This is a genomic window from Arthrobacter sp. MYb229, assembly GCF_002975405.1.
In the GTDB taxonomy this organism is placed as follows: Bacteria; Actinomycetota; Actinomycetes; order Actinomycetales; family Micrococcaceae; genus Glutamicibacter.
On sequence record NZ_PCPS01000003.1, the window covers coordinates 354,999 to 369,035 of the forward strand.

9 protein-coding genes are annotated in these 14,037 nt (G+C 62.6%); 3 read left to right on the top strand and 6 right to left on the bottom strand.

Annotated features, from left to right (window positions below; translation table 11 throughout):
• Positions 1–5: 5 nt before the first annotated feature.
• The 3 genes from CQ019_RS12335 to CQ019_RS12345 form a co-directional block, all read right to left on the bottom strand.
• Positions 6–1,658, bottom strand: coding sequence for a thiamine pyrophosphate-binding protein (locus tag CQ019_RS12335; protein ID WP_105569808.1), 1,653 nt, complete (start codon positions 1,656–1,658; stop codon positions 6–8).
• Between the two features lie 230 nt (positions 1,659–1,888).
• Positions 1,889–3,559 (bottom strand): NAD(P)/FAD-dependent oxidoreductase, encoded by a 1,671-nt coding sequence (locus CQ019_RS12340; RefSeq protein ID WP_105569848.1) that lies wholly within the window; start codon positions 3,557–3,559, stop codon positions 1,889–1,891.
• A 126-nt stretch (positions 3,560–3,685) separates the two neighbouring features.
• Positions 3,686–5,167, bottom strand: a complete 1,482-nt coding sequence (locus tag CQ019_RS12345) for an amino acid permease (RefSeq protein ID WP_105553613.1) — start codon at positions 5,165–5,167, stop codon at positions 3,686–3,688.
• Positions 5,168–5,264: 97 nt separating this feature from the next.
• On the opposite strand from CQ019_RS12345, the gene CQ019_RS12350 reads away from it, so the two are divergent.
• Positions 5,265–6,875 carry a PucR family transcriptional regulator gene (locus tag CQ019_RS12350; protein WP_181148460.1) on the top strand — a complete coding sequence of 537 codons (1,611 nt, stop codon included), beginning with the start codon at positions 5,265–5,267 and terminating at the stop codon, positions 6,873–6,875.
• Here CQ019_RS12350 and CQ019_RS12355 read toward each other — a convergent pair.
• Positions 6,872–7,672 carry a carbon-nitrogen hydrolase family protein gene (locus tag CQ019_RS12355; protein WP_105553615.1) on the bottom strand — a complete coding sequence of 267 codons (801 nt, stop codon included), beginning with the start codon at positions 7,670–7,672 and terminating at the stop codon, positions 6,872–6,874. The genes CQ019_RS12350 and CQ019_RS12355 overlap by 4 nt on opposite strands.
• A gap of 1,077 nt (positions 7,673–8,749) precedes the next feature.
• Between CQ019_RS12355 and CQ019_RS12360 the strand changes: the two genes are divergently transcribed.
• Entirely contained in the window at positions 8,750–9,946 is a 1,197-nt protein-coding gene (locus CQ019_RS12360) for a CynX/NimT family MFS transporter (RefSeq protein WP_105553616.1), read from the top strand.
• Here the strand turns inward: CQ019_RS12360 and CQ019_RS12365 are convergent.
• Positions 9,943–12,777, bottom strand: coding sequence for an FAD-binding and (Fe-S)-binding domain-containing protein (locus CQ019_RS12365; RefSeq protein ID WP_105569810.1), 2,835 nt, complete (start codon positions 12,775–12,777; stop codon positions 9,943–9,945). The genes CQ019_RS12360 and CQ019_RS12365 overlap by 4 nt on opposite strands.
• A 127-nt stretch (positions 12,778–12,904) precedes the next feature.
• Between CQ019_RS12365 and CQ019_RS12370 the strand changes: the two genes are divergently transcribed.
• Complete coding sequence (locus tag CQ019_RS12370) at positions 12,905–13,570, top strand: GntR family transcriptional regulator (RefSeq protein ID WP_105569811.1); 666 nt, start codon at positions 12,905–12,907, stop codon at positions 13,568–13,570.
• A gap of 52 nt (positions 13,571–13,622) precedes the next feature.
• Here the strand turns inward: CQ019_RS12370 and CQ019_RS12375 are convergent, their stop codons facing one another.
• On the bottom strand, positions 13,623–13,982 hold the full coding sequence (locus tag CQ019_RS12375) for a helix-turn-helix transcriptional regulator (protein ID WP_105553619.1): 360 nt from the start codon (positions 13,980–13,982) through the stop codon (positions 13,623–13,625).
• Between the last annotated feature and the right edge of the window lie 55 nt (positions 13,983–14,037).

Sequence of the window (14,037 nt, forward strand, 5' to 3'; positions counted from 1 at the left end):
GCATCTTAATCGGATTGTGATGCCTGCGCCGCGGCGGCCCGCGCGTTCGCGACCAGTATTTCTTCCATATATGGTGCCCGAACGTTCGGTGAGATCCGCGCATCCACCAGACATATTCCCTTCGCCCCTTGATCTACCCACTGCCGAACCTTGGAAAAATCGGCCAGCGAGTCGATGCGAATGCCCGTTGCGCCCACCGCGGTGGCGAGTGCCGCGAAGTCGACCGTTGGGATGAGCATTGGATCCTCGTGCAGGCCAATGGATCCGTATTGGTGGACCTCCGCTCCGTAGGCTGAGTCGTTGTGGATCACGATGACTCCGCTGCTGATGGTGCGCACGATCGATTCGAGATCGGCTAGGCCCATCAGGAATCCGCCGTCTCCGGCGGCTAGCACTACGGTGCGGCCTTCGGCCGCTGCCCCCGCGCCGACCATGGATGCAATGCCTAAGCCAATGGACTGATAAGCAGTGCCTACGCAGGTCAGCGATCGCGCCCCGGAGGTTGACCAGTACATGGGCCCCCAACCGATGAAGTGCCCGCCGTCCTGAACCAGCACCCGGTTCTGGGGCAAGATCTCTTCCAGTTCGCTGGCCACTCGACGCGGATCGAGCAGACCGTCCGCGGCGCGCTCCTCCCCCCGCGGGCGGTCGCGGACCGAGCCCAGGTTTATCGAGCCGGCCCATCCCGAATCTTGGGCGCCCACGGTGCCCAGGAGACCTTTAACCGCGGCGGCGACGTCTCCGGTGGCGAAGTAATCCACTCGCGGACTCGTGGCGCTGGCCGCAAGATCGATCTGCACTACCTGTGCTCCGACGTTGACCAGCTCCCCGAAGCGCATGGTGAACTGATTAAGTCCGGCCCCGAGCACCAGCACGGTATCGGCCTGTTCGATGATTTCGGCGTTTCGTTCGGTGGCGAAGCCACCGGTGATTCCCAGATCGTACGGGTAGTCCAACAGGTCGCGGGCCAGCAGGGTTCCCGAGGTGGTGGCTCCTAGCCGTTCGGCAAGTTCGGCAATACCCGCTGCCGCGTCGATGGCTCCACGACCATAGAGGATGTGCGGGCGTTTGGCGGCCAAAAGCAGGTCGGTGATGGCCCGTAGTTGAGTTGCATTGAGTTCAGGCGCCGGAGGAACACTGCGGAAGCTGTTGAACTCGGGCAGTTCAACTTCGAGGCTTGGGGCCGCAGCGAGGTCGTAGGGGATGGACAGAACCACCGGGATCTGTTCGCGCAGCGCGTGGGCGGCCGCGGCGAGAGCCGTTGCGCCCGGGGTGTGCCGGTCCACCTCGTAGCGCACGGCCCGCACACCGGAGTCGATGGCGGCCTGGTCAACGTCCCAACCGCGCAAACCGGTCGTCGGCGCATCGCCGGTGACTAACAGCATCGGAGTGCGCGCCGCCGCAGCCTCGGCCAAGGCGGTGACGGCGTTGGTATAACCTGCGCCGTACGTGGTCGAGGCGATAGCGAGGCGGTTTGAAATCCTGAAGTAGGCATCGGCGGCGGACACCGTTGCGGACTCGTGGCGCACGGCGGTGTAGCTAAAGCCTGCGCGAACGGCGGCATCGAGGAAGTGTGCGTTGCCGTTGCCCATCAGACCAAAGATCTGTGGAGCAATCGGCTTAAGGGCATGGGCGATGGCAGCTGAAACGCTGGACATAATGGACTCTTTTCCTGAAGAAAACTAAAGAAAATTCCATATATGTCTGCCGTTACCAGTTGCTTTCGGCAACGGGTATCGCCCCTTTTGAGAGCGCCGGAGCCTTATGAGGCGGCTCCTGACAGGAATCAGCATAGGCCATGCCACACCGATTGCGCTAGCTGGAGCCGGGCGTTGCCACGAGGTGGGACACCGAGCGCCCGGGGACGATTCATCCCCGGGCGCTCGAATCAGGAAACCAGTTCGTCCGCGTCTTTCAGCTTCATCGGCCCCAGCTCGTCAAGGAACTGGCCCGGGCCAGGATTTTGCGCGGCATCCTGGCCGCCGAGGTGCTGGAGCACACCCCAAACGGCGTTCAGCCCTGTGGTCACCGCGCCCTCGGCCCACCCCGCAGTCCACGACACGTCATCACCAGCCAGGAAGATCCCGCGGTGTTCGGCGGGCAGCTCCCGCTGGTCGAAGTGCGTATACAGGCGTTCCTGGTACCGGTAGTGCCCGGGCAGGTTTGCCTTGAATGCACCCATGAAGTTCGGGTCTGCCTCCCATGAAACCGTAATCGGTTGACCCACGATGTGGCTTCGGATGTCCAGCTTCGGGTAGATCTTCTCCAGCGAATGAAGCATGAGTTCCATGCGGCGTTCGGCAGGCAGCGACAGCCACTTCAGCGCGTCGTCATTCCAGGTGTAGGAGAGCAAAATGACCGCCGGCTGGCCCTCGCCGTTATCCAAGAGGTAGGTGGCACGATTCAACCGGTCGGTGAGCGTCATGGACATCAGGTACTCGCCGGTGACTGGATCGCGGTCTTTCCAGAACGGACGATCTACCATGACGAAGGTCTTGGATGACTGCATATAATGGCTCCGCTCGATAGCGGTCCACAGTTCTGCCGGGAATAGCCCCTCTTCGATTTTGATACCGGTGGACAGCAGCCAGGACTGCACCGTGGAGACCACCGCGCCGAAGGTGCGGCTGCTGCCGAAGCGCTCGGTCACCTCGATCGCTTGGGCGCCGCCGAAACCCTTCCGTTGCGAGCGCCGAATCTCGGCCACGGCCCCGCGCGGCGCGCCACCATGCAGCGAGGCCAGCGAGGTGCCCGCAGGCCAGTGGGCCAGCTCCTGTGGCCCGTGGTTCCACAGGGCATGCGGGAGTTTCGCGGCGCCGCCGCTCAGACCCCGGTGGTTGTCATCGGCATCCGTGTACACCACACGAAGAATTTCCAGGATGGAGTTCGGAAAGTCGGTATCCCAGCCACCGGAGCCGAAGCCGACTTGGCCGAAGGCCTCGCGATGCTCAAAGCCGGCTTCCTTGAAGGCCCGGGAATTCGCGATGAATCCATAGAAGCTTTCCTCGTCATATTCGTCGAGCAGATCATTCCAGATGCTTTTGATCTTTGCGGTATCGCGGGCTTTGATGGCCTGCTGCATCTGCACGAACTGGGCATCATCCTGCAGGGCACGCTTCCACGCCTCGGCCACTTCACGGTAGAAGACCGGCAGGTCGTCCGGGTCTTCCACATAGATCTTCTGGCCCTTGAGCTCTATGACGGTTGAACCGGTTGGCTCCGCCAGCGGGTTCGGGAAATCGAAGGTTTCCAGCCCCAGCTCGTCGATGTAGTGGAATAGCGCCTTGCTGGACACCGGGAAGCGCATCCCTCCAAGGTCGCAGGTGATCTGCGGTGCTGCCTGGAAACTGGCGGTGCGCAGCCGGCCTCCAATTTCGTCCGCTTCGAAGATCACTGGCTTGAGCCCCATCTTCATCAGCTCATACGCGGTGACCAAACCCGACAATCCGGCGCCAATGACGGCCACCTCGGTGCCGTAGAGCTCCGCCGGCACGCTTCCCAGGCCGTCGGGGTGCGCCAGAAAGAGGTCGTAGCCGAACGGAAAGTCCGGATTGAGCATATTGATGCTGCCATCGGTCTGTGGCGCGGTGCCGGAAGATGAGGTAGCTGCGGTCTCAAAAGTGCTCATGGGAGTGTCCTGCGTTTCCTTTGGTTCGTGCCATTAGTTGGAGTATAGGGAAAATTGCTACTGTTCGCCGATGTGGCTGGCGATGTATTCTTTCTTGGATAATTGGCCCAGCCGGGAGCGGCTGCGCCCGTAGCCCAGGTAGATGCCGATGCCTGCAAGCATCCAGATGCCGAAGACGAACCAGGTGTCAGGTCCGAGCTGGCTCATCAGGAACACGCAGGCGGCAACGCCGAGGATCGGGGTTAGCGGGTAGAAGGGCACCCGGAAGGTCCGCGGCGCCAGCGGCTGCCTGCGACGCAGATACATCACCGAGACGCCCACCAGCGCAAAGGCGAAGAGCGTACCGATACTGGTGGCATCCGCCAGCGCACCGAGGGGAATGAAGCCGGCGGTGGCCGCGACCAGGAAGCCGGTAATGAGGGTTCCGCGGACCGGCGTTCCGGTACGCGAAGAGATCTCGCCGAAGGTCTTGGGAATCAGTCCGTCACGGGACATCGACAGCAGAATCCTGGTTTGCCCGTAGAGCACCGTGAGCACCACGGAGGCTATGGCCAGCACCGCGGCGACCGCGAAGAGCAGCACTAGCCAAGGCTGGCCGGTTACTTCACCGATGATCTGCACGAGCGCCGCTTCGGTTCCCTCGAACCAGTTCCATTCGCGTGCGCCAATAGCGGAGACGGCTACCAGCACATAGGTGATGGTGACGATCAGCATGGACCACAGGATGGCGCGCGGCATGTCGCGTTTGGGATTTACCGCTTCCTCTCCGGCCGTGGACGCCGCATCGAATCCGATGTAGGAGAAGAACACCGTCGAAGCGGCCGCGGTCACTCCGGCGGCGCCCATCGGCAGGAGCGGTTCGAAATTTCCTGCGTTGAACGCGCTGAATGCCACCGCGCAGAAGAGCAGCAGGATGCTGGCCTTGATGATGACAACCACCGTGTTGACCCAGGCGGATTCCTTGGCGCCGCGCACCAGCAGCAGCGTCGCCAGCACCACGACGATCAGTGCAGGCAGGTTTGCCACGCCGCCCTCGGCCGGTCCGCCAGCCAGCGCGGTGGGCAGTTCCAGGCCGAAGGCCCGCAGCGTCTCGTTCACGTATTCACCGGCGCCGACTGCCACCGCGGCTACCGAGACCGCGTATTCGAGCACGAGGCACCATCCGCAGATCCAGGCGATGCCTTCGCCCATGGTCGCATAGGAATACGAATAGCTCGATCCGGCCACCGGGACCATGCCCGCCATCTCGGCGTAGGAGACCGCCGAGAGCAGAGCCGTCACGCCGGCAATCACGAAGGAGATCCAGATGGCCGGGCCGGCGATCGGCACGGTGGCACCGAGGATCACCAGTATGCCGGTACCCATGGTCGCACCGATGCTGATCATGGTCAGTTGGACCACGCCGAGCGAACGGCGCAGCTGGCCATGTCCCGAATTCGTCTCCGCTTCCCGAAGCATGCTGCTGATCGACTTGCGTCGGCGCAGCTGCGGCCCGAGGGCAGTGCTTGGCCGATCAATCGTTTCGAGGGTGCTGTTCATGCTGAAACCTCACTGGGGAGAAATTTTCTGTCGAACTCAACCCTATGGCTGTGAGTCACATCTCAGGGGAGGCGTTTTTGAACTAATATTATTGAACATGGGACAAAATGCACCTAATGGGCAAGCGCCTGGATCGACTCGAAACTTCACGGCGCTCCCCGGAAATACGATGAGCATGGGCCGTTTCCTCAGCCAGCTGCCGGGCGAGGTGAGAGTGGTCCACGACTCCGGGGATCTCCCCCTGCGCTGGGTCGAACCCAGCGATATGGATGACCCAACCGATTATCTGCTGGATAACGAATTGATTCTCACCAGCGGATTTCCCCTAGTCGGCGTCGAAGAAGACCAGCAGAAGGTGGATGAGTTCATTCACCGGCTTTCCGAAGCGAAGGTCAGCGCCCTGGGTTTCGGACTGGAACCCTATTTCACCGAGATCCCGAAAACGGTAATTCGAGCCTGCAAGCGCTTTAATCTGACGCTGTGGGAGATACCGGCCAGCCTTCCCTTCGCCGCGGTGGGCATCGCCTTTTCCAAGCTCCTGGAAGCCGACGGTGCGGCCCTGCTGCGCAATAATGCGGAAGCGAACCGTGCGCTCATCCGCTGCGTCTCGGATCGAAACCCCGAACAGCAGCTCGTGGCGACGCTTTCGCAGCGTGCCCAGTGCACGGTCCGCCTCTTCGGCAGCACCCTGCGGCTGCGCTATTCTGCCTGCGCTCCGGACGGCCCCACGCTCTCCTCCGAAGTAACTGAACTGCTGTACGAGCAGGCCACACAGTCCGACGGCAGCCAACAATTTGCGCTGCTTCAGGACTCGACGGGCACGCATCTTGGATTCCCGATTCGCGCGGTGGCCCCCGGGCGCCGCCAGGCGGCGTTGCTGGGCGTCCTGCAGGCAAGCTTTGCGCAGACCCCCACGGCCGTGGAGCATAATCTGGTGGCTACCGCGCTCGGATTGCTGGAAGTCGTGGCTAGGCAGAAGGTCTCAGGTTCGTTCGCCCCGACGCAGCTTGCAAGCAGCCTGCTGCTGGGATCGCGTAGCGCACTCGATGAGCAGCAGCTGCGACTGCTGATCCAGAGCACCGGTGGTGCGCAACGCCAGATCCGTGTGGCCGCCATCGCCCAGCAGAGTCCGGATCCCGAATCCAATTTCGCCCACCACATCACCACATTGCGTTCCTTGCTGGAAACAAGGCTGGTGTCCTCCTCCGGCGAACAGCTCCTGGCACTTACGCAAGCGGCCCCGAACCCGCACCTGTTCAAACGGCTCGAAGACGCAGGTTACCTGGCCGCATTCAGCCACCCAGCAGCGGTGGACGAGCGAGCTGGTTCTTCACTTGGGGATCTGGCGATCCAGGCCAAGGCCCTGCTCCCTCGAATTCTCGAAGAACGCCGGAGCCTGGACGCGGCACAATTGCCGCGCACCTTCGCGTCGCTGCTTCCGCAGGAAGCGAGCATGCAGTTGGCAGAGCAGCGGCTTGCCGGGGTCTTGGCCCTCCCGGCTGCGCGTCGAGATCTGTATTTGGCGGTACTGCGGGCGTGGTTGGGCGCCAATGGCTCGTGGGATCTGACGGCCAGCACCGTCAGCTTGCACCGGAACTCGGTGCGTCGGCATATCGGCACGATTGGCGAACTGCTGCACGTGGACCTCACCGAGGCCACGATTCGGATGGAGCTGCTGCTGGCGTTGTCGTTTATCAAGACCAGTTAGGGGCGCTCCTGAGCCCACTGTCGGTACAGGTCAGGTCTCGAGGCGTTCAAATACGGGACCCGGGCTTGCGCCTCGGCAATATGCCGCGGCTTGATATCAGCAAAGAGCAGCTCCGGTTCGGTCCCGCCACCGGCCAGCAGCTCACCGTCCGGTCCTGCAATGACGCTGGTCCCGGCCAGGGCAAATCCATTCTGCGTTCCGGTGTGGTTTGCGTAAGCCACATACAACTGGTTTTCCATGGCCCTTGCGGGCACCAAGGTGGTGCACACCCGCTCATAGCCCACCCCCAAGGCAGTGGGCACCAGCAAGAGCTGAACGCCGCGGACGGCTGCTTCGCGGACCACTTCCGGGAACTCGATGTCGAAGCAGATGGCCAGCCCAAGCCGTATCCCGCGGTAGTCGAGCACCGTGGCTGCCAAAGATCCCGGAACAAAAGCTTGCAGTTCTTCAGTGCCGAATAAGTGCACCTTCACGTAGTTCGCCAGCATCTTCCCGGAATCATCAACGAAGGTCGAGGTGATGTGCCATCCGGTGTCGCCGCGCTGCGGCAACGAATAAAGCAGCGCAATCTTGTGCTTCGCCGCGATCTGCGCAAGCCGTTCAACCACCGAAGGAAGCACCGATTCTTCAAGGCCGGCACGGAGCAACTTGGGTGCATAGCCCACGGTGAAAAGCTCCGGGGTTAGCAGGATACTTGCTCCTCCGGAGGAGGCGCGGGCCGCGGCATCCTCAAGCAAGGCGAGGTTGGACTCAATATTCAGCACCGTTGCCTCGGCTTGCAGCACCGCGATCCGCATTCGATTCTCCCTAGTCTCCGTATGTGATTACAGACTACGTGCTGGCCACCGAGGAATCGCAGGGGTGAATAGCACCGAGAAGGTGGTATTCAGGATAATTTGAACCGCTACTCATGCCCATGGAGCGGGCTGATGCCATTTGGGGAGCCTTTCGAACCAGGGAATTTTCCATGATTGCCCACCGCTTCAGGCGGTTTGCCGCAAATGGCAACCCGAATTTACATGCAGCCAGAGCAGTATTACGTGGCACCCGGCAAGCAAATGACCGGGACTCGTGCCGCGCATCGAACCAGCGCCGGATTGTTCCGACCGGCCCGCATTGCGGTCAGGACGCAATTGCCGCAAGTCGCCTGCGACGCCAGCGAAGGGCGAGCCCAGATTTCAGGGCTTCCCCTTGAAATCCGGCGCATCGACGGTCCTCGTTTTCGCACGGTAATTTGTTCCGCCTAGTGAATTAATTGTAGGAGCCGGCCGTCAGCTTTGATCATTTCGTGGAAGACATTTCACCCTGAGTGAGCCCGGGCCGATATGCCTCTATATATATTCCAAAACAAGAATGTGTTATTTGACCTGATCATACAGGTTTTTCACACTTGTTCACCTTGCTCAGATTCGTACGAACGCCACCATTTCGCTTGCCGATGCAGCGGCTAGCTGGCTAAAATCGTTGTAGCTAGAAGTTTCAAGTTGTTGCGGTGTCGTTAGTTCTGGTAGATCGATTAACGTCGTCTCCAGCCCATTCTCGCATAGGTGGCCAGCGCCCCAGCATCTGCATTATTTTGGGGGCAAATGCTGGGTAGCCACGGAAGCTTTCTGTTTCCTCCCGCGAGGGTCGAATACTCGAGCGCCTTCGAAATCTGCGAAGGCGCTCGACCTATTTGCCGCTGGCGCCGAACTCTTGTGTTACCACGGATGGCAGAGGGCGATCTCTGCGGGCAGAAGGGGCCTCGTGTTGTTGCGTCATATTTAGGAATAACCTACCCACTAGCGTTTCTGCTCTAGGGTTTGAGGTGAGCCCCGACTCGTGTACTTAAGGAGATCGCCACGCATCGCAACCCAGCCAAGAAGAATTGGGCCTTGCTCTGGGTCATCGCCGGAATCGCCATTTTGGCGCTGAGCCTGCGTGCGCCGATCATCTCACCCACCGCGGTCATGGCCGACATCCAATCCGACACCGGGCTCAGCGCCGCCGGAGCCGGATTGCTCACGGGTCTGCCGGTTTTACTTTTCGCCATCGCGACGCCTCTGGCAACCGGCACCATACGCCGTTTCGGCGCCGAGGCCACCGTCATCTTGTGCTTGGTCGGCGTGCTGGTCGGGACGATAATCCGCTCGCTGGGCTCTGCCCCGCTCCTGCTGGCTGGCACGGTGCTGATCGGCGCGGCGATAACCTTGGGAAACATCGTAGTTCCGGTCATCATTCGCCGCGACGTGCCGTGGCGGCGGGCCCCGGTGGCGACGGGCGTGTATTCCGCGGCCATGAATGTCGGTTCCATGGTGACCTTGCTCGGGACCGCCCCGCTCGCGGCCGCTTTCGGCTGGCGCATCGCGATCGCCGGATGGACGGTTGTCACCGCCTTGGGGCTGGTTTTCTGGCTGCTGCTTCTCCGGATGCGCCGCGCGGGCGCCACGTCCGCCGAGTTGCCGGACGAGCCTGCTCCCAAACGACCCACGACCGAAGCCGACGCCGCGATGCTGGTTGCCGCGAGATCCCGGAACCGCAAGGTGACCGCCCTGCTGGTCTTCGGTTTCTGCGGCCAATCCGCCGCCTACTACGCGACCACCACCTGGCTTCCGTTGCTGCTGGCCGAAACCGCGGGGCTTTCCCTTGCTTCCTCGGCCGCTAGCGCTTCGCTGTTCCAGATCGCCGCGGTGGTGGGCGCCTTGGGCGTTCCGCTGCTGGCCGCCCGCACCGGCCCCTGGGTTCCGGCGCTCGTCGTAGCCATCTGCTGGATTGCACTGCCCTTGGGATTGCTGGCCGCACCAGAGGCCTACATTGCATTCTCGGTGATCGGCGGAGTCGCCCAGGGTGGAGGGTTCACCGCGATCTTCTCGCTTATCCCGCGGATCACCAGCACAAATGCGCAGGCGGCCTCCGCCTCCGCTCGAATCCAGGGCGGAGGCTATGTCGCGGCTACCATCGCTCCGCCGTTGGCCGGGTGGCTCAATACCACCACCGGGGGCTGGGACGCACCGCTGGCTCTGGTGCTGGCCGCAACCCTGGTCTTCGCCATCGGCACCTTGTCCGCGGTCCGCCTCGTCGCGCGCGGCTAAGCGGTCCCGGTGCCTTGCGCCAGCAGTTCAATTACATGGCGGTAGTCCTTGCCGGTAGCCCGGCTCATGCCCAGCTCGCAGGTGCGGTTGCACGAGGCGTGGGCGCTGGCGTCCAGCTCGCGCACCTCGGCGGCTTCGCGTGCGGTGGCCGAGGCGGTTAGCTCCGGGTGCAGCATGCCGCGGTCTCCGGCAAAGGCGCAGCAACCCCAATTCACCGGAACGTGCACGGTTTCCGCGACCGCTTCGGCGACCTGCTGCAGATCACCGTTCAGGCCCATCTGCGTTGACGAACAGGTGGGGTGCAGGGTCAGCGAATCGACCCGCTTGGCTTGCGGGAGCTTGTCCAGCAGGTGCCGCGAGGTGAAGGCCAGCAGGTCGACTACCTCAAAGCCGTGCTCTTCCAAGGTATGCGCGAAGCCCTCGGTGCAGCTGGTTGCATCGGAAATTACCGGTAGCCTAAACGCCGGCTGGGCGGCGTGGACTTGATCGAGCACGCGTTGGGCCATCACCGCATGCCCGTCCTCGTAGCCCTTCGAGCTCCATGGGGTACCGCAGCACATCGATTCGATGCCTTCCGGAACCAGCACCGAAATGCCTGCCTGCTGCAGCAGCTGTTCGAAGGCCGGAGCCACCCCCTGCCCTTCGCCGCCAGGGCCGAACATCGAGTTCACGCAGGCAGGCAGGTAGATGGCGCTTGGCTCGGTACCCGCGGCACCAAGATTTCCCGTCAGCGGCTTGCGCGCCTTGCCGCCGGCCGGCAGATCTGCGTCATAGCGCGGCATGGTGTCGTTGCCCACGACCTTGCGGGCCACGTCGGTGGCGCCACGGACCAGCGACGCCGGGAACTTGTCTGCAACGCTCAACGCCACCGAGCCGACGCGAGTTGCCGCGCCCCAGCCCTTGGCCGCGGCCTTGAACCCGGCCGCCATCGCCGGGTTCGCATCCTCGCGGCGCAGACGCTTGACCAGCAGGCCGGTATTGATCTGCACCGGGCAGGCGGTGACGCACATGCCGTCCACCGCGCAGGTCTCCACCGCGGAGTATGCGAAGTCGCGCTCGAGCTCTGCGGCGAGCTCCTGGTTGCCTTCGGCCTCGGCCTTGGCGATCGCGCGGCGCACTGCGATGCGCTGGCGTGGGGTCAGCGTCAGGTCCTTGGATGGGCAGACGGGCTCGCAGTAACCGCACTCAACGCAGCGGTCGGCTTCAACCTCGATGGTCTCGTTCAGCTTGATGTTGCGGATGTGGGCTGCGTGGTCTTCATCGATGATGACCCCCGGGTTGAGCATCAGCCGTGGGTCGCAGGCAGCCTTGAGCTGAACCATGACTTCGTAGAGCTCATCGCCGTACTGGCGTCGGACGAAGGGTGCCATGGCGCGCCCGGTGCCGTGCTCGGCCTTCAGGTTGCCGCCCTTGGAGAGCACCAGGTCGACCATCTTGTCGTTAAAGGCGTTGTAGCGGTTCAACGCGCTCTCGCCCTCGAAGCGGTCGGTGAGCATGAAGTGGATATTTCCATCCTTGGCGTGGCCGAAGATCACCGAATCTTCATACTCGTACTCGTCGAAGAGCTCCTGCAGGCTTCCGCAGGTTTCGGCCAACGAGGCAACGGGCACCGCAACGTCTTCGAGCAACGCGGTAGTTCCCGAAACGCGTGCGCCAGCCACCGACGCATAGAGTCCCTTGCGGAACTTCCACGCGGCCTGGCGGTTCACCGCGTCGGCCGAAAGCACGGCCGGGGCGCGAAGCGACGCCGCGTCCAGCAGGCGCTGCCCATCACCTTGCAGCCCGGCAAGCTCCTCGTCCGAGTCCGCATGGTACTCCACGAGCAGGGCTGCTTGGGCGTTGACTTCGAAGCCCATAATTGCCTCGGGCACCCCGGGCAGGCTCTGGCCCACGCGCAGCGAGGTGGAGTCCATGAGCTCCAGAGTCGCCGCGCCCGAGTCCAGCAAATCCGGTAGCGCGCGAGTTGCCAGATCCAAGGAATCAAAGACCGCCAGGGTGGCGATCGCGAGCTTGCGAATCGGCACGGTCCGGAAGACCGCCTCGGCGACAAAAGCCAAGGTGCCCTCGGAACCGATAATCAGGTGCGCGAGCAGATCCGCCGGCGTCTGGTGGTCCAAGAAGGAATTGATGCCGTAGCCCATGGTGTTCTTCAGGGCAAAGTGCTTTTCGATCAGCGCCACGGAATCCTTATTTCCGCGCACGCGGTCCCGCAAGCGCTCGAGGGTGGCGACAAGTTCCGGCTCGGCAGCGGCCAGTTTGGCATCGGCATCCGGGGCAGCGGTGTCGATCATGGTGCCGCTGGGAAGCACAAAGGTCATCGATTCCAGCGTGCGGTAGGTGTTGAACTCGGTACCGCATGCCATGCCCGACGAGTTGTTGGCGATCACGCCGCCAATGGTGCAGGCCGCCTCGCTGGCCGGGTCTGGCCCAAGCTTGAAGCCGTATGCCGAGAGCCGCGCATTGACCTGACGCACCGTCGCGCCGGGCTGCACACGCACGCGCTTGCCCTGATCAAGCACCGTGATGCCGCGGAAGTTTCGACGCACGTCGAGCATCAACCCGTCACCGCTCGCCTGGCCGGCGAGCGAGGTGCCGCCGGAGCGAAGCGTTACCGGCTGGCCGGCGCGCATGCTGGCCGCAAGAAGCTGCGAAACCTCGACTGCGTCCTTGGCGATGATCACCGCCTGCGGGGTGTAGAGGTAGTGCGAAGCGTCGGAGGCGTATGCCACCCGGTCGATTGACGTGGTTTTGACGCGGTCGGGCTCGGCGACCAAGTCAAGGATGCTCGGCGAAACCTTGGTTTCGCCGAGTGCCGGCGTGCTCAATGCCATGATGCGCTCCTGTGCGGTTGGTAGGCCCAGCCTACCGAATAAGAAAATTGTCTAACAAGTACACATGCTATGTTAGTGCCTTTCGTGGGATACTCGAGGGGTCAGCAAGTTTCTTGAAAGGAATTCCATGCCCGCAAGGCTCGGTGTCGTCTCGGTAGTCCAGGCGATCATCAATGATCTGCGGAGCAGAATTTTCGCTGGCGAACTGACCCCCGGCACTGCGCTGAGCGAGGTGGACGTCGCCGCGCATTACACCGTGGCGAGACCCACCGCGAAGGCGGCACTCGAAAACCTGGTGGCCAGCGGGCTCTTGACCCGCAACGCGCATCAGAGTGCCCGGGTCACCGTGCTGAATTCGGCCGACGCCCGAGACATCTACCGGACGCGCGCAATCATCGAAGCCGAAGCGGTGCGATTGCTTGCAACTACCGGGCATGTTCCACCGGCAGCATATGAGGCCAACACGCAAATCACCGCGCTATCCAATGCCTCACCGGTGCAGATCGTGGAACCCGATGTCAGATTCCATTCTGCGCTGGTCAATGCCTTGGGCTCACAACGCACCAGCGCAAGCTATGCCCAGCTCAGTGACGAGATTCGGTTGTGCATGACGCACGTGCAGGATGCCACGCTGCTAAGCACCAAAGATATAGCCGCGGAGCATCAAAAGCTCCTGAAGCAGATCGAGGCCCATGACGCGCAGGGGGCCGCCAGCACCTTGGCCGATCACCTCAGCCGCGCCAGCAACAAGCTCGAGGCGCATCTGGACCATATCCAGCAGACCGCCAAGTAAGTGCCTGGCCGCCTTTCCGGCGAGCGCCGCCGGAGGACGCCGATGCGAGTGCTTATTCGGCTTGCGGCGGCAGGTGTTCGGGGTGCAATTCGGAATGCGGCGCATCCATCTGGTGCAGGAGTTGGTGAACTCCTGCGTGAACTAGCCGCCAGCGCCGGAAACGCCCGTCAGGCGTGGATTGAACTACCTGCGCCCGCTGCAGTGTCGCCAAGGCCTGGGTGACGGTATTCGCGCTGAGCCCCGCCGCCGCAGCGAGCTGACTCACCGAGGAATCCGGGGCTGCATGAATGGCGAAGAGTATTTTTATTCGGGTCGGATCGGCGCAGAGGGAAAACACCTCTGCCCACTGGGAAATGCGTCGTTGGGCATCGTTGACCGCATCGGCAGCGATCTGGCTGCGCTTGCTTTCCATCTATTCGCTTCCTCCCCCGAATTTCGGTCCCCGCGGCGTGACACCTGTTCGGCTG